This is a genomic window from Chelatococcus reniformis, from assembly GCF_014640075.1.
Lineage (GTDB): Bacteria > Pseudomonadota > Alphaproteobacteria > Rhizobiales > Beijerinckiaceae > Camelimonas > Camelimonas reniformis.
The window spans coordinates 445921-468161 of sequence record NZ_BMGG01000001.1 but is presented as its reverse complement, the minus strand read 5'-3'; the positions used below and the strand labels follow the sequence as shown (position 1 = coordinate 468161).

Genomic DNA, 22241 nt, shown 5'->3' with positions numbered 1-22241 from the left:
GCTTGGCCGGCTCGGGCGCTTAGGGGGACCAACGTTTCGCGCCGGGCTTTACGTTCACGGGCTCGGCCCACCCACCGGGCAGCGGGCGCCGGCCCCTCCTCTCAGCGCCGGCGGGCCACGATATAGTGGCGCTTATCTCTGTCCGTCGACGCGTGATGTTCGGTCGACAGAACGTCGAAGGCCGCGTCGGCCATGAGCCGGCGCAACTCGTCCACGCCGAAGACGCTCACGTGCGGCGCCCGGCCCAGGGCGCGCATCGCGGGCATCACGGCGAGCCGCAGCAGCGCGTTCATGTCGGCCAGACAAGGCGTCTTGGTGATGAAGAAGCCGCCCGGAGCGAGCAGGGCTTGGATATGGCGCAGCGTGCCCGGCACGTCGCGCACCAGGTGCAGATAATTGAAGGCGAGAACGGCGCTGAATGTCGCCGCCGCCGCGGCCAGTTGATCCGCCGTCGCGGTCTGGAAGGCGAGCGCCGGGATCGGGGCCTCGGCGCGCTTGGCCTGCGCGATGGCGATCATGCGGGAGGAGAAGTCGGTGGCAAGGTAGTGCGCCACACCGTCGGCCAGGCGGAACGCCGTCGTCCCTGTCCCGCATCCGAGCTCGAGAACGCGGTCATCCGGCTTGAGGAGCTCCCGCGTCCGGCCGAGGGTGCGCTCGTATCCGGCCGCGTCGGTGATCTTGCTCCGGGCATAGCTCCGCGAGGTCCGGTCCCAGAAGCGGGCATCGTGCGCTGTGCTCATCACCGGGGCTCCCTTCCAGGGCCGCCCTCCCGGGCCGGCCATCTCAGCGGTCGAAGTCGTGCTCGGGTCGAGGTGGGCCTCATCCTCTCTCTGGCAGATAAGGGTCGATCGTGAAAGTATCTGCCAATGCACCCGGTCGCCTTCATCGTCTATCCCGGCTTCGAGCTGCTCGACCTCTCCGGGCCGGCCGCGGTGTTCAACGGCGCCAACCGGGCCCTCGGTGAGCGCGGACGGCCGCCCGCCTACCGGGTCGCCATCGCCTCGGCCGGGGGCGGCGCCGTCGCCAGCAGCAGCGGCATTGAGGTCGAGACAGGCAGCATCGCCGCGCTCGAACCCGGCGAGGCCTGCACCGTGCTCGTCACTGGCGCCGAGCGGGAGCCGCTGCTGGCCGCGGTGGCGGACCCGGCGCTGCGCGCCGCGCTGCCGGGATTGACGGCCGCGCCCGGCCGCTTCGGCTCGGTATGCACCGGCGGCTTCGTGCTCGCCGCGCTCGGGCTGCTCGACGGCCACCGCATCGCCACCCACTGGGATTCGGCCGTACCCCTCGCCAAGGCCTTTCCGGCGGTCACGGTGGACGCGGAGGCGCTCTACGTGGTCGACGGGCGGCTGTGGACCTCGGCCGGGGTGACCACCGGCATCGACATGGCGCTGGCCATGGTGGCGCAGGATCTCGACGCGGCGATCGCCGGCGAGGTGGCGCAGCGGCTGGTGCTCTACGCCCGCCGCCCCGGCTACCAGTCCCAGTTCAGCCCCGTGCTCACCGCCCAGGCCAAGGCGGAGAGCCCCTTCGCCGACCTGATCGGCTGGATCCAGGCGAACCTCGCCGCGCCGCTCGACGTGCCGGCGCTGGCGGAACGCGTCGCCATGAGCGAGCGCAGCTTCCACCGCAAGTTCGTGGCGGCGACCGGCGCCACCCCCGCCCGCTTCGTCGAGACCGCCCGGCTCGACGCGGCCCGCCTCATGCTGTCGCGCGGGCTGGCGCTGAAAGCGGTGGCCGTGCGCGTCGGCCTCTATCCCCCCGCCCGCCTGACGGAGGCCTTCGAGCGCCGCTTCGGCATGACCCCGAGCCTCTTCCGCGACATGCACGCGGAATTGTAGGGCCGACGCAGAGATTCGACGCGCTGTTCATCACAGTAGAAAAGGGGCGCAAGGCGGCGACACAGCGTCCCGGAAACAGTATAGTCTCTGCAAGACGATGGATGATCGGGTCAAGCCCGACCATGACGGGACGAAGTGGAGAGCCATCACTCTCAACGTCATGGTCGGGCTTGACCCGACCATCCATCTACTGGAAGAGCCGCTCACCGCCACGCGAAGCCGGCGAGGCCGGCGTAGCCGCGCACCACCGCCTGGCGCTCCACGTGCGAGGCCACCTCCTCGATGTCGCGGAAACCCTCCGGCGCCCGTGCCTCGATGAGGTCGATGACCCGCTCCGGCCCGCCCTCGCGGTTGGCGAGCACGACGGCTGCCGTCGCAAGCCGCCGCTCCGCATCGTAGGCGGCGAGCGCGGCTTCGACCGATCCGCCCCGCGCCAAGTGACGGGCGAGGCTCGCTGCGTCGAGAATGGCTTGGCTCGCGCCGTTTGAGCCCACCGGATACATGGGGTGGGCCGCATCCCCCAGCAGCGTCACCCGCCCATGGGACCAGCGCGGCAGCGGATCGCGGTCGCAGTTGGGGTATTCGTAGAAGCCGCCGGTCGCCGCGATGATCGCCGCCGGATCGACGTAGTCGAGGCGGAAGCGGTCGCGCACGAAGGGCAGCACCTCGGCCGGCACCCCCGGCCGGCTCCAATCCTCGGGGCGCGCGGGCAGGGCGCCGCGCTCGCCGGTCCTGGCCATCACCGCCCAGTTGGTGAGGCGCATGTCCGGCCGGTCCGCCGCCGCTGCGATCGGATAGAACACGAACTTGGCGAAGTTGCCGCCGGCGATCGCCATCGTGCGTCCGTCCAGCCACGTGGGCCACGGCGTGCAGCCGCGCCACAGCATCACCCCGTTCCAGATCGGCGGCCCCTCATCGGGATAGAGATGGGCGCGCACGCGCGAATGGATGCCGTCGGCGCCGATCAGCAGGTCGCCGCGCGCGCTCGTCGCCCCGCCGCGGCCAGCGAGCGCGACCGAGACGCCGTCGGCGTCCTGCTCGACGCCGACCACCTGCCGGCCGGTGCGGAGCGCGTCGCGGCCCAGCCGCGCCACCACCGCGGCGTGGATCAGGCCGAGCAGGCGCCCACGGTGGATGCTGTATTGGGGGAAGGCATGCCCGGCCTCCGTGCCACGCAGCTCCCGCCACACCACTTGGCCGAGGCGGTTGGCATAGATCAGCTCGCGCGTGCGGATGCCGTGGGCATCGAGCTCGTCCTGAAGCCCGAGCCCGACCAGCTCCGCCACCGCATGGGGCAGCATGTTGATGCCGACGCCGAGTTCGCGGACGGCGTCCGCCCGCTCGAAGATCTCGACCTCGATTCCGGCCCGGTGCAGGGCGAGCGCGGTGGTCAGCCCGCCGATACCGCCGCCGGCGATCAGCGCCTTCATGATGCCGCCTCATGGGATCGTGTGTCGGAGGCAGGCTAGGGGCGGGGCGGAGGGGGCGGTATGACAGAACGGGCGGGATATCTGCCAGGTGGGGCCTGAAGAGGGACGGGCTCGACGGGTTGCTAGGGGAGCTGCTTCGTTTTGCAGAAAGCCTCCATGTATGGAGGGCCGAAATCAACGAGCTCCCGAATAGAATCGCGTACGAAAACCTCAATTATGGTGACGATTCGAATCGGTATAAATTCGCATATTTCTGAAATTTGATCTTTTGCATTTTTTCCATGTGTTTTAAATTTGTTGTAGTTCGTTGAGAGTAGTAAAAACCGATATTGATGATCCACGTTTCGTCTTCCACTCAAGCATATTTTTGATGTCAGATTTCGCCATACTGAGTGTTCCCTATGCATCCAATTTCATCCGAGGCGACGCGATATATAATTCTCAATTTCGTGGGCAAAGTGGAGAGCGTGCCGCCCCTGTCGGCTACGGGCAAAAGGCGGATGACCGTCCACCCGCCAATGAATTGCGGCTTCCATCACCTGTCGCCCACGCGCTGCTACGGCGTCCAAGCTCGGAGACGATACGGGTCCGCCCAGGATGGTGGAATAGCGGTTCTGTCTCGCCCGTCGCTTGATCTCTGGCCCGACCTTCAGATTGATCTTGCGCTTCGGGTTCCGCGAGAGGCCAGCGGTCGACTCCGGCCGCATCGCGCGCTCCGCAATTGACTGCCCTGACGCCTCAGCCTCAATACACAGGTCGCGCAAGCCGCAGAGCCCCACACCCCGCCGGAGTCGCCATGCTGTCTCGCCTGCTCGCCCTGGCTTTGCTCCTGCTGCCCGCCCCAGCCCTGGCCGGCGTCAAGGAGAAGCTCGCGGCTGCGGCGCCGTCCGCGGCGGTGCTCATGGTCGATGCCGCCGGCAACGAGCTGGTGGCGCAGAACGCGGATGCGCCCTTCGTCCCCGCCTCGGTCACCAAGATCGTCACGGCGTGGCTGGCGATGGAGGTGCTGGGCGGCGACTATCGCTTCCAGACGCGCTTCTATCTCGACGACAAGCGGGTGCTCCACGTGCGCGGCGGCGGCGATCCGTTCCTGATCTCGGAGGAGCTGGCGCTGCTCGCGACCGGGCTGGTCGCAGCCATCGGCACGGAGCCGATCACCGGCATCGTGCTTGACGCGAGCTACTATCCGTCGAAGCTCGCCATCCCCGGCATCGAGGACACCGAGGAGGCGTATGATGCGCTGAACGGCGCGCTGGCGGTGAACTTCAACACGGTCCATGCCGTGCGCAAGGGCGGCAAGGTGCGCTCGGCCGAGACGCAGACGCCGATCACCCCGCTCGCCATCGCCGAGTTCCGGGCGCGGGGCCCAAAGGGGAGCGGGCGCATCAGCCTGAGCAAGGACCCGGCGGTGAGCCTGCGCTATGCCGGCGAGCTGATCGCCGCCTTCATCGAGCGGGCCGGCGGCCGCGTGACGGGCGGCATCTCGATCGGGCCCGTGCCGGAGGGTCGCGAGCCGGTCTACGTGCACCGGCAGTCACGCCCCCTGTCCGAGATCCTCGTGGCGCTGCTCCGCGGCTCCAACAACTATGTCGCCAACCAGGTCTTCCTGGAGATCGGCGCGCGGCGCCTGGGCGGGCCGGTGAGCCTCGACAAGTCGCTTCAGGTCGCGGGCGCGATGCTGGCCGCCAATGCTCTCGCCGACAGCATTCATCTGGAGGAGGGCTCGGGCATCAGCCGCGGCAACCGCTTCACCACGCGCGGCCTCGCCGAGGTGCTCGCCCTCTTCGCTCCGCACGCCGACCTGCTGCGCGGCCACGACGGCGGGGCCAACAAGACCGGCACGATGGAAGGGGTGCGCACGCTGGCCGGCTATGCCGACACCGCAAAGCACGGCCAGGTGCGCTTCGTGATCGCGCTCACCAACGGCGACATCGGGTTGCGCTTCCGGCTGCTGCGGCTTCTGAAAGCCGAGTTGTAGCCGCCAAGAGGCGGTAGGCGACGCCCGATCTGTCTGAACTCGATGGCTGCTGGCACGCGGCACGTGCGCGCCGGCCCCCTCCACCATGCTGCGCATGGTCCCCCTCCCCCGCGTCGCGGGGGCTGCGATCCTCACCAACGCAGTGGGGGAGGGGGACCGCCGCAGGCGGTGGAGGGCAGCGACATGTCTGTCACGCGCCGCTCGCATCGCTCAGCTGGTCAGATGCCCGGCCCACATCCGCGCGGCCCGATGCTTGACACGTTTAGAACGCGTTCTAACTTGAATCGTCCGCCGAAAGGCCGCTTCGCCGAGACGGCGTGCGCAGTCCTCACGCGTGAGGGGCACCGCTGACGCATGAAGGCGCGAGCCGGCAGGTATTCAAATCAAGCTTGAAAGGATGCGCGCCGCCGAGGGTCAGCGGCGCGCAGCGAATGCTTGGCGGAAAAAACGAAAGGGCCGCTCGACGGCCCGCCGCGGGAGGACAGACGCACATGACGAGCGACAGGCCAACCCTCATCCGGCCCGACGGCGAGATCTCTCGCCGCAGGCTTCTCACCGCGGCGACCGCGCTCGTTGGAGCTGCCGTGCTTCCCCACCGTGTGCGCGCGCAGGGCCCCGCAGATCCGCTCAAGATCGGGTGGGTGCGACCGACGACGGGCCGTCTCGCCTCATCGTTCTCGTCGCTCTACGTCAACGGGCTCGTCGCCATCGATGAAATCAATGCGGCCGGCGGCATCCTCGGGCGACAGATCGTCCGCGACGAGCAGGACGACGAGGCCTCCCCTGCCAAGGAGCCCGCCATCATCCTCAAATACGCCGAGGAGGGGATCAACTTCGTCTGTGGCCCGACCGGCTCGTCCCAAACGCTGTCGTCCATCTCCGCGTCGTCCCCGCGCAAGATCATTCAGACGTCGTATAGTCTGGCCTCCGACGTCGCCAACGGCACGAAGTATCCCTATCACTATCAGCTCGTTTTCAACTCGGACCATCAGGCGGTGGCCTGCGTTTCCTACTTGTGTGACGTGCTCAAGCTGAAGAAGATCGGCATCCTTCAGGAAAGCACGGCCTACGGGGAGCAGATCACGCCGGTGTCTAAGGCTGAGCTGCGCAAGCGCGGCCTGGAGGCGGTCGACACCCAGGTCTTCCCCATCACGGCTCCGGACCTGTCGGGTTACGTGCAGGCTCTGCGCAAGGCCGGAGCCGAGGGCGTCCTCATGTGGATGTCCAACATTCCGAACTCGGCGATGATCTTCAACGCCATGAATTCGATGAAGTGGTTCCCGACCATTACCGGCCACACCGCCCTGTTCCTCGAAGCCTTGCTCGACATGGTGCCCGCCGAGGCCCTCAAGAACGTCTACTCCACCTGGTACAAGTCGCTCACGTGGTCGGATACCCAGGAGCGCGGCACTCGGCAGGTCGAGTATGTGAAGAAACTCCTGACCTACCCTGGCGCGGAAGGGAGAGGAACGGATTCAGCGGGCAGCCCCTACTACGACTTTCTCAATCTCCTTAAGTTCGTCATCGAACAGGAAAAGACCTTCGAGACGCCGCGCCTCAAGACGGCCCTCGATAGCGTCAGGAACTTCCCGGGGATGCTCGGCAACCTGAGCTTCACGCCGGAGAACCACTGCGGCTTCAGCCCGGCGGACATGGTGATGGCGACGATCATATCGGCAAGGGATCCGCGGGCCCTCAAGGTCTTTCGCGAACGTGCGCCGATGTAGCCCGGAGCAGGATGGGCGCGCCGGCCCCCTCCACCATGCTGCTCATGGTCCCCCTCCCCCGCGTTGCGGGGGAGGATCAAAGCCTTGCCGCCGCGCCTGTTCCTCCTCCGCGCAGCGGGGGAGGGGACCGCCGTAGGCGGTGGAGGGGGCGGCGACGCGACCGCCCCGTGTCGCGGCGAGGATCAATGGATCGCCGCATACATGATCTGCCGCTCGTCGGCGGTCGCCGCGTCCAGCTCCGCCACGATGCGGCCCTGCCGGGCAACCAGGATGCGGTCGGAGATGCTGAGCACCTCCGGCAGGTAGGAGGAGATCACCATCACCGCCTTGCCCTCGTCGGCGAGGCGGCGGATGGCGCCGTGGATCTCGGGGATGGCGCCCACGTCGACGCCGCGGGTCGGCTCGTCGAAGATGACGATCGACGGGTCCTGGGCCAGCGCCTTGCCCACCACCACCTTCTGCTGGTTGCCGCCGGAGAGCTCCACGATCTTGGCGCGGCTGTCGAGCGCGGCGATGCGCAGGCGGGCGATCAGGTCGGCGGCGAGCGATTTGCGCACCGCGCCGGAGAGCAGGAAGGTGCGGCCGGCCTTGGTGGCGAGCTTGCCCACATACATGTTGTCGTCGATGGCCATGGTCTCGAAGAAGCCGTCGAGCTTGCGGTCCTCGGTGATGTAGACGATGCCGTCGTCGATGGCCTGGCGCGGCACGCGGTAGCGCACCGGCTTGCCGCGCAGGTAGATCATGCCGCCGTTGATCAGGTTGCGCTTCAGAGCGCCGGCGATCACCTTGGCGATCTCGGTGCGGCCCGAGCCGATGAGGCCGGCCACCCCCACCACCTCGCCGGCGTAGAGCGAGAACGACATGTTCTTCACCGCCGTGCCCATGGTGACGTTCTCCACCTCCAGGACTTTTTCGCGCAGCACCGGAGGCGCTGACGCCGCGGGCGCCGCCGTGGCGTGCTTGGCGTAGTGGGTGCGGGAGATGTCGCGGCCCACCATGTGCCGCACCAGCTCCTCGCGCGTCATGTCCTTCGTCGGCGCGGTGATCACCAGCTTGCCGTCGCGCAGCACGGTGATGCGGTCGGAGATCTTCAGCGATTCTTCGAGCGCGTGCGAGATGTAGATGATGGCGACGCCCCGCGCCCGCAGGTCCTCCACCAGGTGGAAGAAGTGCAGGATCTCCTCGGGTGTCAGGCTGGCGGTCGGCTCGTCGAAGATGATCAGCCGCGCCTTGTGGCGCACGGCGCGGGCGATCTCCACCATCTGCCGCTTCGCCGTGCCGAGCGTCGCCACCATGGCGGTGGGCTCGACGTGGAAGTTGAGCGATTGCAGCAGCTGCTGGGCCTGGATGTTGAGCGAGCGGAAGCGGGTGATCAGCGGCTCGTTGCCGAGCTCCAGGTTCTGTGCCACCGTCATCGTCGGCACCAGGCTGGTCTCCTGGTAGACCATGTTGATACCGGCGGCGAGCGCGTCGGCCGGGCGCTCGAAGTGCGCCGGCGCCCCGTCGAGGGCGATCTCGCCCGAGGTGAGCTGGATCGCCCCGGCGATGGCCTTGCACAGGGTCGACTTGCCGGCGCCGTTCTCGCCCACCAGCGCGTGCACCTCGCCGGCGTGGACGTCGAAGTCCACGTCCTCGATGGCGTGCACGCCGCCGTAGATCTTGCTGGCGCGGGTGACGCTCAGCACCGGCACTTTGCCGGTGCCTTTGGCTGCGGCGGCCGCCGGCTGCGCCGCCCCCGCCGCGATGATCATCTCGTTCATTGGCGGGTCTCCGCTGGGGCTTGGAGCAGCTGGCCCATCGCCTTGGAGACGACGACGAGGCCCTGCGGCGGCTCGATGGCCCTGACGATGCCGTGGTGGTCGCCGCCCGCCCGGCTCTGGACGCTGTCGAGGAAGCGGCCGTCGTCACCGATGCGGCCGACGAAGCCATAGGAGCGCGGCGGCGCCCAGGGCTTGAGGATGCCGAGCTTGCGCATGCCGCCGCCCTGCAACGGCTCCAGGTAGCTCTTGCCGGACGCATACTGCGGCGCGATCCACAGCTCCGGGGCGATCGAGAGCATCATGTCGCGGCGGAAGTCGTCGTCGCGCAGCACCAGCTCGACCAGGTGCGTGCGCAACGCGAACAGCGGCAGCCAGAAGCCGCCGGCCGCAGCCGGGGTGAGGCGCGCCGGATAGCCCGGCAGGTTGGGGATCAACACCTCGGGCGCGGCGAGGCCCCCGGCGCCGGAGGCGCAGCGGCTGACGCGGTGCATCCAACTCTCGGTGAACCAGAGCTGGCGCCCATCGGCCGAGAACGCACAGCCGTGCGGATAGGCGAGCCCGCCGCGCACCACGCGGGCCGTGGCGAGCCCGGCGTCGGCGACGATGAGCCGGCCAGCGGCATTCTTCTCCATCAGGTCGCGGCACCAGTCGGCGGCGCGGTGGCGGCTGCTGCCGTCTGTCAGCACGATGGTGCCGTCGGGCGCCGCGGCGACGCCGGTGAGGCAGGCGAGGGGCTGTCCCTCCGCCTCGGTCAGCCAGCGCTGGCCGCCGTCGGTGCCAATCGCCGCAAGGCCTTTGCCGGCGACGCAGACGAGCAGGCGCCCGTCCGGGTGCAGCGCCAGGGCGCCCGCCGCGGCGTCGAAGCTCGCCAGGGTGCGGCTCTGGCCGAGGCCGGGGCCGAAGCGGTGCACCACCTGGCGCCCGGCGGAGACGTAGAGGCCGTCGGGGGCGACGGCGACATCGTCGACGTCGGTCAAATCGGGCAGCAGCACGGTGAAGGCGTCGAGCTTGCCGTTGGGGGAGAGCGCGCCGTCCATGGAGGGGATGGCGTGCTGGTCCCGGTCCGGGAAGAAGATCTGCTCCATGTTGCGGAGGAAGTGACTGTAGAAGGCCATGATTCAGCTCCGCCGCTTAAGCTGAAATCTGCGACCGGAACTGAGTTCCGGTTCGAAAATTTCAGCTAAAATTTTCAAGATACTGCAGAAATCCCGGACCCGCTCGTTGGGCGGACTCGGGAATTCTGCTTGTTACCCCAATAGCTCTCCCACCCCGTCCAGTCGGGGTCGGCGCCCGGGAGCTTGATACGGCCGATGCGGTTGTTCTCCAGGCCCCCGATGTAGAGATAGCCCTTGTGCTCGCGCATGGAGGTGATGGTGGGGTGCAGCTTGCCCGTCGGGTCCCAGTAGGTCTCCACCGGCTGGCAATCGGCATCGAGCTTCACTACGCAGCCGTTGTTGAGGCCGGGGTAGAGCCACTCGTCGCGCGGGATCTCCTTCACCATGCGCAGGCGGAAGTCGGGCTTGCGCATGGCGAGGTCGTAGGCCGGCGAGCGGATGCCGGCGAGCGCCAGCCAGTAGCCGCCGTCGGAGGCGCGGTTCAGGTTGTCGGGGTAGCCCGGCAGCTGCTCCACCACGGTTTCCAGCTGGCCCTTCTTCGGTCCGGCAATCCAGTAGCGCAGGATGCGGCACAGCCAGGTGGAGACATAGAGCACCGACTGGCCGTCGTGGGCCACGCACACGCCGTTGGGGAAGCGCTGGTTCTTGATGATGGTGCGGGTGGTGCGCGTCGCCGGGTCGTAGCAGATCATGCGGCCGTTGCCGCGGCCCTCGATGCCGTCCATGTCCCAGCTGTGCATCTCGTAGCGGATGGTGGCTTCCGAGAAGTAGATCTTGCCGTCCGGGGCGATGTCGAGGTCGTCGGCGAGGCGCAGGCGCGAATCGTCGTTGAGCTTGCCCCAGGTGCGGTTGGTCTCGTCGGTGATCTTGAAGATCTCGCCCTGGGGCGTGACGCCGTAGACACCCATGCCGCCGTTGCAGCAGACCAGGTTCTCGTCCTTGTCGAAGGCGAGGCCGAGCGGCCGGCCGCCCATGCGGGCGAAGACCTCGCGGTGCTCGAAGTTGGGGCCGGAGAAGCGCAGGATCCAGCCCTCGCGGGTGCCGGTGTAGAGCCTGTCCTGCCGGTCGAGGATGACGTCTTCGGGGCCCTCGACCTGGCCGAGCCCGATGACCTCGGCCTGGCTCAGTCGGTCGTTCTCGGCGTAGGGCGAGGCGCTGCCGCGGGCGATGGAGGGCGCCTGCTTCAGCTCCAGCCGCGTCGGGTTGACGTAGATCTTCTGGATCGCCTTGCCCCGGTTCTTCGCCCATTTGACGTCGAAGCCCACGGCGACGAGCAGGATGGCGCCCAGCGCCGCCATGGTGAGGTAGCCCTCCAGCCCCAGCCGCACGAAGCCGTTGATCAGGAGGAAGACGATGACGGCGCCCATGGCCGCCCGCCACACGGTGCCGCGGCCGCCGGCGAGCGAGATGCCGCCGAGCACCACGGCGGTCAGCGCCTGCATTTCCCAGCCCTGGCCGGTGTCGGAGCCGGCGCTGTTCTGGCGCGCCGCGTAGAACAGGCCGGCGAGCGCGCAGAGCAGGCCGGAGAGCACGTAGGTGCCGAGCAGCACCCGCTCCACGCGGATGCCGGCGTGGCGCGCCGCCTTGCGGCTGGAGCCCACCGCCATGATGTGCCAGCCGTAGCGCGAGCGGCTCAAGTAGACGTGGCCGATGATCAGCACCACGAGCAGTGCCAGGGCGTTGGTGGGGATGCCGAGAATGGTGCCGCCGCCCAGAAAATCCCAGACGTCGCTCTCGATATCGGAGACGGCGAAGCGCGGGGCGTATTTCTCGCTCACCATGTCGAAGCCGGCGCGCAGGATGATCAGGGTCACCAGCGTGGTGAGGAACGGCCGCGCCTTGAGGTAGCCGACGAGCACGCCGTTGATCAGCCCGATGAAGGCGCCGACGGCGAGCGTGCCGAGCGCCACCGCCCACACCGGCCATTCCCACGACTTGAACAGGATGAGCGCGGCGAGGTTGGTCACCGCGAAGATGGCGCCGACGCTGAGATCGATGCCGCCGGAGATGAGCACGAAGCCCATGGCCACCGAGACGAGGCCGATCTCGGCGAACAGCCGCAACAGCTGCTGGGTGTTGTCGAGCGAGGTGTAGTTGGGCACCGTCGCCGAGAAATAGCCGATCAGCGCCACCATCAGCAGGAACGGAACGATCGGCTCCATCCAGTTCTTCGACAGGAGCTCCGACAGGAACAGCTTGATCGAGAAGCGGTAGCGCAGATCGTTGACGGCGTCCCGGACCGACGACCGCGGCGGCGGCGAAGCGGCGACCGACATGGGCTCTCCCTTAGGGTTCTTCTGTGTCTCGGCAGCCGGGCCGGCTTATCCGAGTGCCGAGATGGGCTCGAATTCTTCCGCTGGAGCCGGGGCTTCGGCCCCGGCCCTTGATTCCAAGGAGATGGATAGCCGGGTCAAGCCCGGCTATGACGTTGAGGATATGGGCTTTTCCGCCTCAACCTCGTCATGGCAGGGCTTGACCCGGCCATCCATCCGCTCGAACGCCGCAGCTACTTCTTCAAATCCCAGCAGGCGTCGCCCTTGCCGGTCTCCTTGTCGAGCCAGTTGAGCTCGCTGAAGTTGGCGATGTAGAGCGAGCCGGGCTTCTGGCCGCTTTGCAGCAGGAAGTTGATGGTCTGCATGATGTCGTGGCCCTGCTGCTTGGCGTTGTAGTTGACGAATTTGTCGAACAGGCCCTGCTGGATCATGTCGCAGTCGGAGCGGCTACCTTCGCCCGAGGCGTAGATCTTCACCTTGCCGAGCTTGCCGGCGGCCTTGATGGCCTGGGCGGCGCCGGCCTGCATGATGCCCCAGAAGCCGACGCTGGCGCACAGGTCCGGGTGCTGCTGGATGACCGAGGAGGTGATGTCGAGCGCCTTGTTCGCGTCCCAGCCCGCCGCCTGGTCGGACACCACCTTGATGGTGTCGTCCTTGTTGAGGGCCGCCATCAGGCCGGCCATCTGGTCGAGGCTCGCCGTGGCGGTGAGTTCGCCCTGCACGATCTGCACCTTGCCCGAGGTGCCCGAGCCCTTGCCGCAGGCCTTGATGACCTCCTCGCCGAGCATCTGGCCGATGCGGATGAAGTTGGCGCCGACGAAGGCGTCGGCCCGGTGGTTGGAGGCCATGTTGACCTGCACCACGAAGGCGCCGTTCTCGTTGGCGCGCTTCAGCTCCTTGGCCAGCAGCTGGACGTTGGGGTTCTGCACGACGACGACGTCGACCTTGTCGCCGATCAGCGCGGAGACCGCCTGGAGTTGAGCGGTGGCGTTCCAGCCGGGATCGCGCACCACGAGCTTCATGCCGGCGGCCTCGGCCTCCTGCTTCATCACGGCGGTCCATTCGTCGGCGAGCGGGAAGCCCAGGGTCACCGGCACCCAGGCGATGGTCTTGCCGCGCAGCGCCTCGGCCTTCTGCTGCAGCTCGACGCCCCCCTTGCTCGGCTGCGGCGTCTCGGCCGCGCCGGCGGCGCCCGCCGCGGCGAAGGCGGCGGCGCCGAGGACCACCGCAAGTCTTTGGCTGATCCTGATCGACATTGTTTCCTCCACTGGCATTGTACTGTTGTTTGGCGTCGTTCGACGCTTGTCGTCGCCCCAAGCTGGCCGTTGGCAGGCGGCCTCAGGCTCAGTCGCCCTGCCGGGCCGTCTCCTCGTCGCGCGGGTGCAGCCGGTTGTCGAGGATGATGGCGCCGAGCAGCACCAGCCCGCGGATGATATCCTGGACCTGGCCGTTGACGTTCATGATGGTGAGGCCGTTGAGCAGCACGCCGATGAGCAGCGTGCCCACCAGCACGCTGAGCACGCTGCCGCGCCCGCCCACCAGGCTGACGCCGCCGAGCACCACCACCAGCACGACGTCGAAGATCAGCGTCGAGTTGATGATCTGCATGTTCATGCTGGCGGTGGAGGCGCTCGAGACGATGCCGGCGAGGAAGCCGATGGCGGCGGCCAGCATGTAGGAGACGATGATGTCGCGCCTGACGTCGACGCCGGTGAGCCGGGCCGCCTCGGTGTTGTCGCCGCGGGCATAGATGAAGCGGCCGGCGCGCGTGCGCGACAGGAACAGGTGCACCAGCACGGCGACGGCGGCGAACATGATGATCGGCATGGGGATGCCGAGCGGCCGGCCCTGGCCCAGGTAGAGGAAGGCGGTGGCGGTCGGCGGCGGATAGACGATGACCGTCTTCAGCACGAAGCGGGTGAGCCCGAAGATCAGGAAGGCGGTGGCGAGCGTGGTGAACAGCGCCGGCACCTCGACGAAGGCGATCACCCAGCCGTTGACGAAGCCGATGGCGAGCACCACGGCGAGGCCGATGAGCAAGGCCACCGGCACCGGCAGCCCGGCGTTCAGCGCCTGGATCACCGCGGCGGAGCCGGCGGCCATGGCCGCGATGAGCGAGAGGTCGAGGCCGCGCCCGATCACCACCAGCGCCATGGCGAGGCCGAGGATGCCGAGCACCGAGACGCTGCGGGCGAGGGTGAGCAGATTGCCGACGGTGGCGAAGCCGGGCAGCGTCAGCGCAAAGACCAGCGCGAGCACGATCGCCACGATCAGGATCACGGCTTCCTGCGAGACGAGCAGGCGCGGAAACCGCGCAGGCCGATGCTGACCGACCGAGACCGTTGATCCCACCATCGCTGTTCCTACCCAGACCGGTTCTTCTTGTTGTCGGGCGCGGCCAGCCGCGCCCGTCGCGGGCCGCTGCATCGGCGGCCCGTCGTGCCGGAGTAGGGCATGGGTGCCGGAAAATGTAAAATAGGAGGGTTGGATTGCGTCGATAGGCGACGGTTATCGATCGGCGGGTGGATCCGCGGCGGTTGCAACCACCGCGAACCAGCTCAGGCGGCCTGCACGCCTGGCTCCTCCAGGAAGGCGTGGATGGCGTCGAAGGCCTGCCAGCGGTTCTTCTCCAGGAGCACCATGTGCGTGCCTTCCCCGATCTCCACCCAGCGCCGATAGGGCGCGCCGGCGAGCGTTCCGAAGAAGGCGCGGGCGACGTCGAGCGGCACGTCGGCGTCCCATTCCGCATGTACCAGAAGCACCGGAACGGTGATCGCCTCGGGCCGGTAGAGCGCGCGGCCCACCGACCAGGCCTCGCGGATGTCCTGGAGCGGGCCGTTGACGGCGCGCATGGTGGGCGGCGCCTCCTCGCGGCCCTGCGGATCGCTGGCGAGCGCGGCTGAGGCGAAGGCCTCGAAGCCGCCGGGCGGGATCAGCCCGCCGCGCTTGTCGTCCGGGGCGGCGCCGAGCCAGCGCTGGCGGAAGCCATCGACGGCAACCTTGCGGTAGGCGCCGAGCTGGCCGCCCGGATCGACCGCCATGGGATGCGGATTGACCCAGAGCGGGGCGACGAGGGCGAGCTTGCCGACCCTGTCGCTGTTCTGGCTGGCGAAGGCGCCGGCGACCGAGCCGCCCCACGACATGCCGACCAGATTGAGCCGGGCGAGGCCCTGCCGGTCGAGGATGAAGGCGACGGCGCTGGCGAGGTCGCGCACGCCGGTCTCGGTGCGGACCAGGGGCGGGTGGTCGACCGGCGGTGCCGCCATCTGCGGCGGCCGCGTCGAGCCGCCGTAGCCGCGCACGTCGACGGCATAGACGTCGTAGCCGGCGGCGGCGAGGTGATCCATGAACGAGGTGCCGCCGAGCGGCACGTCGAACAGGCTCTCGGAGGCATAGGTGGCACCGTGCATCAGGAGCACGGTGCGTTCGGCGGGGAAGGCAGACACCGCGGCCAGATGCTTGCGGCGCAGGTGCAGTGCGATGCCGGCGGTGTCGCTGGGGATCATCAGGTCTTCGGCGACGATCGCCGGGGCCGTTACCGTGCGGGCGGGATGGTTGGTCATAACGGACTCCGATGGGGGGGCTCAGAGGAATTGCCAAGCGAAGCGCTCGCCGGCGCGGCGCACGCGCCCGGCCGAGCTTTCAGCGAAGTGGGTGCTGAACACTGTCACGTCCCGGTCCGCCGCGTAGGCGAGGGCCCAGGCGCGCGAGCGCAGCGCGGCCTCGGGGAATTCGCAGAAGCAGGAGTTGAGCTCGGGGGCCGCCACCTGGAGCGGGTGGTGCATGACGTCGCCGGCGAACAGCGCCTCGGCGCCGGCCGAGACCAGGCGGATCGAGGCGTGGTCGATACTGTGGCCGGGGCTCGGCAGGAAGGAGAGGCCGTCCAGCACCTCGCTGCCGTCCACCGGCACGAAGCGGGCGATGCCGCGGTCGATGACCGGCCGCACGCTGTCGTCGTAGACGCCGGCGCTGGGCTCGCGCGCTGCCGGCCCGAGCGCCGGATCGGGGCGGGCTCGACCTTCGGGGGTCCGCCCGTCGGCCAGGCTCTCGTTGTAGGCGCGCTCGCCGGCGGACATGAGGTAGGTGGCGTTGGGGAAGGTCGGCACCCAGCGGCCGCCTTCGTCGAGCCGCGTGTTCCAGCCCACGTGGTCGGCGTGCAGGTGGGTGAGCAGCACGTGGTCGACCTCCTCCGGCTGAACGCCTGCCGCCGCCAGGCGGGCGAGATACGGCTCGTTCAAGTGGTCGAGCGGCGGCGCCTGCGGGCGCGGCTTGTCGTTGCCGGTGGCGGTGTCGATCAGGATCACGTGGTGGGGCGTGCGCACCAGCCAGGTGTGGATGCTCTGCACGAACAGCCCGTTCGCGGCGTCGTAGGAGCCGGGGCCCAGCTCGGCGCCGTGGCGCGCCACGGTGTCGGGGTCGCCCTCCGGAAACAGCGCCTCGAAGGGAAAGGCCTTGAGCGTCAGCTCGTCGATGCGGGTGATCGTGGCGTCGCCCACCCGCCAGGTCCCGGCGGCGCGGGTCATCGGCGCGCCCTCCCGCGGCGGGCGGCGTGCGAAAGGCGGTGGACGGGCATGGCAGCCTCCAGGCTCGTGGATCTGCTCTCGATCTACGAAGCCCGCCCCGCCGCCGGCAGGCCGGCGCCGTCGATGCCACCTATCCACCCCGTCGATGGCGCGTCGGTTGACCGCGGGACCATGACGGGTTGTTTGAGAGGAGACACATCGGCCGGCGCGACAGGGCGTTGACGGCGGCAGCTGGCGCCCCTCTCCCCGCGCGCGGGGAGAGGGTAGGGTGAGGGGCGGTTGGCACGAGCCGCCTCCCGCCCGAGCGCACCGAAGCCCCTCACCCGGCTCCCGCTTCGCGCGATCCGACCTCTCCCCGCAAGCGGGGCGAGGTTCGCGGCTGGACCGGGAGGGGCCAACCGTCGCGACATGGGCGAAATCTGTTGCGGCGAGCGGGAAGGCGGGTGGACACGACATGACGGACGCGAGCCCAACTCAGCGCGGACGGGCGATGGCGCAACTCGATCTCGGCGAGATCGACCTCGGCCTTCTGCTGGCACTCGAGGCGTTGCTCGGCGAGCGCAACGTCACCCATGCCGCCGCGCGCCTCGGCCTCAGCCAGCCGGCGCTGTCGGCGCGGCTCGCCCGGCTGCGCCAGGTGTTTGCCGATCCCTTGTTCGTGCCCGCCTCCAACGGCCGCGGCGTGGTGGCGACCACGCGGGCGACGGAGCTTGCGGGCGAACTCGCCGAGGTGCTCGATACGCTGCGGCACATGGTGGAGGGCCCGGCCGCCTTCGATCCGGCGCGCACGCGGCGCACCTTCACCATCGCCGTGCAGGAGAACCCGGCGGCTATCCTGGCACCGGGTCTGGTGCCGCGCGTGCTGGCGGCAGCGCCGGAGGCGCGGCTGGCCTTCATCCACCCCTCGCCCGACATCGGCGAGCGGCTGGAGCGGGGCGAGGTCGACGTGCTGATCGCCGGCCCCGAGCGGGCGAGCGGCGACCTGATGAGCCGGGCGCTGGCCGAGGACGGCTTCCTCACGGCCCAGCGCAAGGGCCATCCGCGCGGGCCGGGCCCGCTGGACCTCGACACCTTCTGCGCCCTCGACCATCTCCTGATCTCCACCGACGGCGGCGGCTTTTCCGGCCTCATCGACGCCGTGCTGGCGGCACGGGGACGAACCCGGCGGGTCAAGGTATCGATCCAGAACTATGCCCTGGCGCCGATCGTCCTGGCCGGCAGCGATTGCATCTGCACGCTGCCGCAGCGCTTCCTCGCCCGCTTCGCCCACGAGCTCGACCTGACGCCGCCGCCGTTGGACCTCGCCCGGCCCCAGCTCCTGGCGCTCTGGCACCCGCGCAACCGCCGCGACGAGGGGCATCTGTGGCTGCGCCAACGCCTCTACGAGGCGGCCGACGCGGTGTAGCGGGGCGTCTCGTCCATCGTCTCGGCCGGGGCCGCTTCCGCCTCCCGATAGGCGAGCAGGCGCGCCTCCATGCGGCGGGCGAAGGTCTCGTGATTGTCGCGGTCGCGGATGCGCTCTGCACCGGCGCGGCCCATGCGCTCGCGCAGCGCGTCGTCGCGCATCAGGGCGCGCAGGGCATCCGCCAGCGCCGCGACGTTCTCCGGCTCCACCAGCAGGCCCTCGACGCCGTCGGCGACCGTCTCCGGCATGCCGCCGGCGCGGCAGGCGATCACCGCTTTCCCGTATTGCATCGCCTCGTGGTAGGCGAGCCCGAAGGATTCGTAGAGGGCGGGGACGGCGAACAGGTCGCAGCGGCGGTAATGCTCGTGCAGCGCCTCATGCGAGCAATAGCCGTGGAAGGTGACGCGCTCGAGCCACGGCGCGGCGCGGTGCTCGCTGAGGAAGCGGGGCTTGATCGGCGGCTGGTCCTCGTAGGCGAGGGTGTCGTCGCCGACGATGTGGCAGTCCCAGTTCGGGAACTCCGGCAGAACGGCTGGCAGCGCAGCCAGGAGGGTCTGGATGCCCTTGCGCCGTTCCAGCCGACCGACGAACAGCAGCCGGCGCCGTCCCTGGCGCGGCAGCGGCGGCAGCAGTGTCCGCTCGATTCCCAGGGGCAGCACCGCGTGGCCGGACAACTCCCCCGGCGTGATGCCGAGCAGGCTCCGGTAGGCCTCCAGCACCCCGCCCGAGGGCGTGCAGACCATGGCGGCGTGGCGCGCCTGCCAGCGGTCCAGGCTGTTCCAGAGGAAGTTGTCGGCGTTGCGGGCGAACATGCCGAGCTCCATGTTCATCGCCAGCGGCGTCACCAGATAGAGCGCCACCGGCCAGCGGCCAGAGCGGATGACCGCCAGCGCCTCCAGATCCCAGTTGCAGGCGACGATGACGTCGAGTGGCCGGCCGGCCTGCTCCAGCAATTCGATGGCCTGGTGATAGTCGGCGGCGGTCGCCAGCCGCCGGCTCACGCCCGGCACGGCCGGGTCGTAGAAGGCGGGATCCTCCACGGCGAGCGGGCGCGCATGAACGGTGTAGCCGACGCCGCCCGCCTCCAGCGGCCGCTCCGGCCGTGCGAACAGGTGGATCTCGTGGCCGAGGCCGTAGAGGCCCTTGGCCAGGGCGTCGGTGTGCTGGCCCGGCCCGCCGTAGGGGCCGGCGCCGGGCAACGTGCGCGAGATGAGGCCGATGCGCAGCTTGCGGGCCGGGCGGGCGGCGCGGAAATGCAGGCGGGGCGCCGGGGCGGCGGGCGCCCTCCACAGCCGCCGCGGCCCCAGCAGGCCGCGCCCCAGGCCTTCGGCGAAGCCGGCGGCCGACCGGCCGAGGTCGCGCAGCTTGCGCGCCCAGCCGATTGGCGGGGTGCCGCGGCGGATGTCGAGCACGATGTGCTTCCAGCGCGCCGCCCGCGCCGTCATCGCCACCTTGCGGGCGAAGCCGTCGCGGCTGGTCTTGGCGCAGAAATAGGTGTCGGCGCGGAAGATGCTGCGCCACCGCGTGCGCCACGGGCTGGGGGCGGCGGCGTGGCGCACGGCGTTGCCGTCGAGGAAGCCGATGGCGTGGCCTTGCCGGGAGAGGCGGAAGCACAGGTCCGCCTCGTTGAGGTAATCGGCGAGGTTCTCGTCGAAACCGCCGACGGCGCGCACCGCCGCCGTGCGCATCGCGCAATTGCTGCCGGAGACGGCGGGCACCACGCGGCCCCCAGTCGGCGCCTTGAAGTCGCGGCCGTCACGGCCGTCCTGGGGCGACGGCTCGGCGTATTCCGAGCACGCGCCCCGGTAGAACTCGATCGCCCCGCTGGTGGCGTTGACGACGGGGCCGCCGACGGCGGCGCAGCCGCGGTTGGCCGGGTCGGCGAAGAAGCGGCGGTAGGCGGCGAGCCACGAGGCGGCGACCGGCAGCGCATCGTCGTCGATGAACACCAGGATGTCGCCGGTCGCCTGGGCGATGGCCAGGTTGCGGGCCTGGCTGAGGTTCGCGGCCGGGCATCCGACGATCTTCGCCGCCCCCGGCCAGCTTGCCAGGAACGCTGCCGTGCCGTCGCGCGAGGGCCCGTGGACGACGATCAGCTCGAAGTCGTCGTCCTCCAGGTGGCTCAGCGCGGCGAGCAGCATCTTGAGCCGCGGCAGGCGGTCGAGCGTCGTCACGATGAGGCTGACCGACGGCAGCGCCGCCCCGGCCGCGGCCCGGGACGTCGGAGGCGCGGCGGCGCCATCGGCGACGGCCGCCACCGGCGCCCGGCCGATCTTCGTATCGAGGAAGCTCAGGGTGTCGGCGAGGGTGGCGGCGGAGGCAAAGCGCGTGAGGGGGGCGGTGGCGGTCATCGGATCTCGGAGTGCGGGTCGCTTGCCATGCCGCCTTACAATATGTCGGGAGAAAGGCCATATCGGCGGTCGGCGCCCGCCGGAAGCGCCCGCCGCGCGGGATCCGGGGCGGCGATGGACGGGTCGCCCGGCTGTTCCCCGCAGGGCGCCGAATGGGCTATGGTGCGCCGATGCCGGATGCCGATGCGCTTTTCGATGCCTTGCACCGCTCGGCCGCGCCGGCCGCGGCGATCGCGGTCGCCGCGCTGGTGCGCAACGGCTCCGACGCGGCGCTGGCGCGTATCAATGCGCTCGGCTTCGCCGCCGAGCATGGGCTGGACGAGGAACAGGCCATCGCCGCGCTGCTGCACGCGGCGCGGCTGGGGCTGTTCGAGATGTCCTGGAACATCCTGTGCCCGAGCTGCTGCGGCGTCCTCGACGCCAACACGACGCTCAGGAGCGTGCGCCAGCAGGATTACCATTGCGCCTTCTGCGCGCTGACCAGCGAGCCCAACCTCGACGATACGGTGGAGGTCTCCTTCGCAGTGAGCCCGCGCGTGCGTCGCATATCCGGCCACGATCCGGACAGGCTCTCCTTCTGGGATTACCATCGGCAGGTCTTCTTCGGCTCCGGCGTCGTCTTTCCGGAAGGGGAGGCCTTCGACGAGCTGAGCCGCGAGGCGACCCTCGAAGCCCTTGAATTGCAGCCCGGCGAGAAGGCGATCCTCTCGCTTACGGTGCCGGCCTATCCGATCATCATCTTCGATGCTGTGAGCCACGAGGCGCATGTCATCGACATCGCCGGCGCGGCGGCGAACGCGCGCCAGGAGCAGGCGGTGGTCTTCAGCGGCGTGCGCGGCCAGGTCGGCCGCTCGAGCCTGGCCCCCGGACCGCTGCGCCTGTCGCTGGACAACCGCACGGAGCGGCGCATCCTGCCGGGCGTCTTCGTGGCGCGGCCGGAGCTGGAGGGGCTCATCGGGCACCGCCGGCCCTTCCTGACGGCGAAGCGGCTGCTCTCCAACCAGACCTTCCGCGACCTCTACCGCACCGAGACGCTCGACGTGGAGCAGCGGCTCAAGATCCTGAGCCTCACCTTCCTGTTCACCGATCTCAAGGGCTCCACCCAGCTCTATGGCCGGGTGGGCGATCTCGTCGCCTACGACCTGGTCCGCGCCCACTTCCAGATCCTGAGCGAGATCGTGGCGTCGGAGGCCGGCGCCGTGGTCAAGACCATCGGTGACGCCGTCATGGCGACGTTCCCGGCGCCACACCGGGCCGTTGCGGCGGCGCTGCGCATGCGCGCCGCCATGCGCCAGCTCAACCAGCGTCGCGGCGCCCAGGACCTGGTGCTGAAGATCGGCATCCACGAGGGGCCGTGCCTGGCGGTGAACCTCAACGACCGCCAGGACTATTTCGGCCAGACGGTCAACATCGCCTCGCGGGTGCAGGAGCTCGCCACGGGCGACAGCATCATCGCCACCGACACGGTGGTGAACCACGCCGACGCGGCGCGCGTGCTGACCGACCACGGCGTCGCCGCTACGCCGTGGGAGGTGAGCATCCGCGACGTGGAGGGTGTGCGGGTGTTCGCCATGGCCTGAGCGGGCGGCGGCGCTCGGTCTACGTCTTGTGCAGGTTTGGCTGCGGAGAAGGCTAGAGAGCGTTTCCGAGCGAAGCGGACGCCGGTTCGCGTGAAGAAAACGCGATAAATCAAACAGGTAGAGCATTTCGGCGATTCGAAGAAACGCGGAAATGCTCTAGTATTTACAATTTGATGGACGGCCGGTTCAGGTCCGGCCATCCCGTTGCGAGGGAAGGCGTCTACCTCCCCGCCGTCATGGCCGGGCCTGATCCGGCCATCC

15 protein-coding genes are annotated in these 22241 nt (G+C 69.4%); 5 read left to right on the top strand and 10 right to left on the bottom strand.

Translation table 11 applies throughout. From position 1 onward, the window contains the following. Window positions 1–101 precede the first annotated feature (101 nt). Complete coding sequence (locus tag IEW34_RS02070; RefSeq protein WP_188607452.1) at window positions 102–740, bottom strand: class I SAM-dependent methyltransferase; 639 nt, start codon at window positions 738–740, stop codon at window positions 102–104. A 126-nt stretch (window positions 741–866) separates the two neighbouring features. On the opposite strand from IEW34_RS02070, the gene IEW34_RS02065 reads away from it, so the two are divergent. Further along, complete coding sequence (locus tag IEW34_RS02065) at window positions 867–1838, top strand: GlxA family transcriptional regulator (RefSeq protein ID WP_188607451.1); 972 nt, start codon at window positions 867–869, stop codon at window positions 1836–1838. A gap of 203 nt (window positions 1839–2041) precedes the next feature. Here the strand turns inward: IEW34_RS02065 and IEW34_RS02060 are convergent, their stop codons facing one another. Next, the gene (locus IEW34_RS02060; RefSeq protein WP_188607450.1) at window positions 2042–3268 is read right to left on the bottom strand and encodes a flavin-dependent oxidoreductase; all 1227 of its coding nucleotides are present in this window, start codon (window positions 3266–3268) and stop codon (window positions 2042–2044) included. Window positions 3269–4064: 796 nt separating this feature from the next. Here IEW34_RS02060 and IEW34_RS02055 point away from each other — a divergent pair. Together IEW34_RS02055 and IEW34_RS02050 are read left to right on the top strand one after the other, a co-directional pair. Further along, window positions 4065–5246 (top strand): D-alanyl-D-alanine carboxypeptidase/D-alanyl-D-alanine-endopeptidase, encoded by a 1182-nt coding sequence (locus tag IEW34_RS02055; RefSeq protein WP_188607449.1) that lies wholly within the window; start codon window positions 4065–4067, stop codon window positions 5244–5246. 491 nt (window positions 5247–5737) lie between these two features. Then, window positions 5738–6973: an ABC transporter substrate-binding protein gene (locus IEW34_RS02050; RefSeq protein ID WP_188607448.1), complete on the top strand. Its 1236-nt coding sequence runs from the start codon at window positions 5738–5740 to the stop codon at window positions 6971–6973. Window positions 6974–7155: 182 nt separating this feature from the next. On the opposite strand, the gene IEW34_RS02045 is transcribed toward IEW34_RS02050, so the two are convergent. The 7 genes from IEW34_RS02045 to IEW34_RS02015 form a co-directional block, all read right to left on the bottom strand. Further along, the gene (locus IEW34_RS02045; protein WP_244641688.1) at window positions 7156–8733 is read right to left on the bottom strand and encodes a sugar ABC transporter ATP-binding protein; all 1578 of its coding nucleotides are present in this window, start codon (window positions 8731–8733) and stop codon (window positions 7156–7158) included. Continuing rightward, window positions 8730–9848 (bottom strand): SMP-30/gluconolactonase/LRE family protein, encoded by a 1119-nt coding sequence (locus IEW34_RS02040; RefSeq protein ID WP_188607447.1) that lies wholly within the window; start codon window positions 9846–9848, stop codon window positions 8730–8732. Before IEW34_RS02040 ends, IEW34_RS02045 begins: the two co-directional genes overlap by 4 nt. Window positions 9849–9922: 74 nt before the next feature. Beyond that, complete coding sequence (locus IEW34_RS02035; protein ID WP_188607446.1) at window positions 9923–12124, bottom strand: ABC transporter permease; 2202 nt, start codon at window positions 12122–12124, stop codon at window positions 9923–9925. A gap of 230 nt (window positions 12125–12354) precedes the next feature. Beyond that, on the bottom strand, window positions 12355–13377 hold the full coding sequence (locus IEW34_RS02030; RefSeq protein WP_188607445.1) for a sugar ABC transporter substrate-binding protein: 1023 nt from the start codon (window positions 13375–13377) through the stop codon (window positions 12355–12357). 88 nt (window positions 13378–13465) lie between these two features. Continuing rightward, window positions 13466–14476 carry an ABC transporter permease gene (locus IEW34_RS02025; RefSeq protein WP_188607444.1) on the bottom strand — a complete coding sequence of 337 codons (1011 nt, stop codon included), beginning with the start codon at window positions 14474–14476 and terminating at the stop codon, window positions 13466–13468. 203 nt (window positions 14477–14679) lie between these two features. Further along, complete coding sequence (locus tag IEW34_RS02020; protein WP_188607443.1) at window positions 14680–15684, bottom strand: alpha/beta hydrolase; 1005 nt, start codon at window positions 15682–15684, stop codon at window positions 14680–14682. 21 nt (window positions 15685–15705) lie between these two features. Next, window positions 15706–16644: an MBL fold metallo-hydrolase gene (locus tag IEW34_RS02015; RefSeq protein ID WP_188607442.1), complete on the bottom strand. Its 939-nt coding sequence runs from the start codon at window positions 16642–16644 to the stop codon at window positions 15706–15708. A gap of 454 nt (window positions 16645–17098) precedes the next feature. Between IEW34_RS02015 and IEW34_RS02010 the strand changes: the two genes are divergently transcribed. After that, entirely contained in the window at window positions 17099–18049 is a 951-nt protein-coding gene (locus tag IEW34_RS02010) for a LysR family transcriptional regulator (RefSeq protein WP_244641687.1), read from the top strand. On the opposite strand, the gene IEW34_RS02005 is transcribed toward IEW34_RS02010, so the two are convergent. Continuing rightward, window positions 18025–20400 carry a glycosyltransferase gene (locus tag IEW34_RS02005; RefSeq protein WP_188607441.1) on the bottom strand — a complete coding sequence of 792 codons (2376 nt, stop codon included), beginning with the start codon at window positions 20398–20400 and terminating at the stop codon, window positions 18025–18027. The genes IEW34_RS02010 and IEW34_RS02005 overlap by 25 nt on opposite strands. Before the next feature lie 170 nt (window positions 20401–20570). Between IEW34_RS02005 and IEW34_RS02000 the strand changes: the two genes are divergently transcribed. Continuing rightward, complete coding sequence (locus IEW34_RS02000; RefSeq protein ID WP_188607440.1) at window positions 20571–21980, top strand: adenylate/guanylate cyclase domain-containing protein; 1410 nt, start codon at window positions 20571–20573, stop codon at window positions 21978–21980. The last annotated feature ends 261 nt before the right edge of the window (window positions 21981–22241 follow it).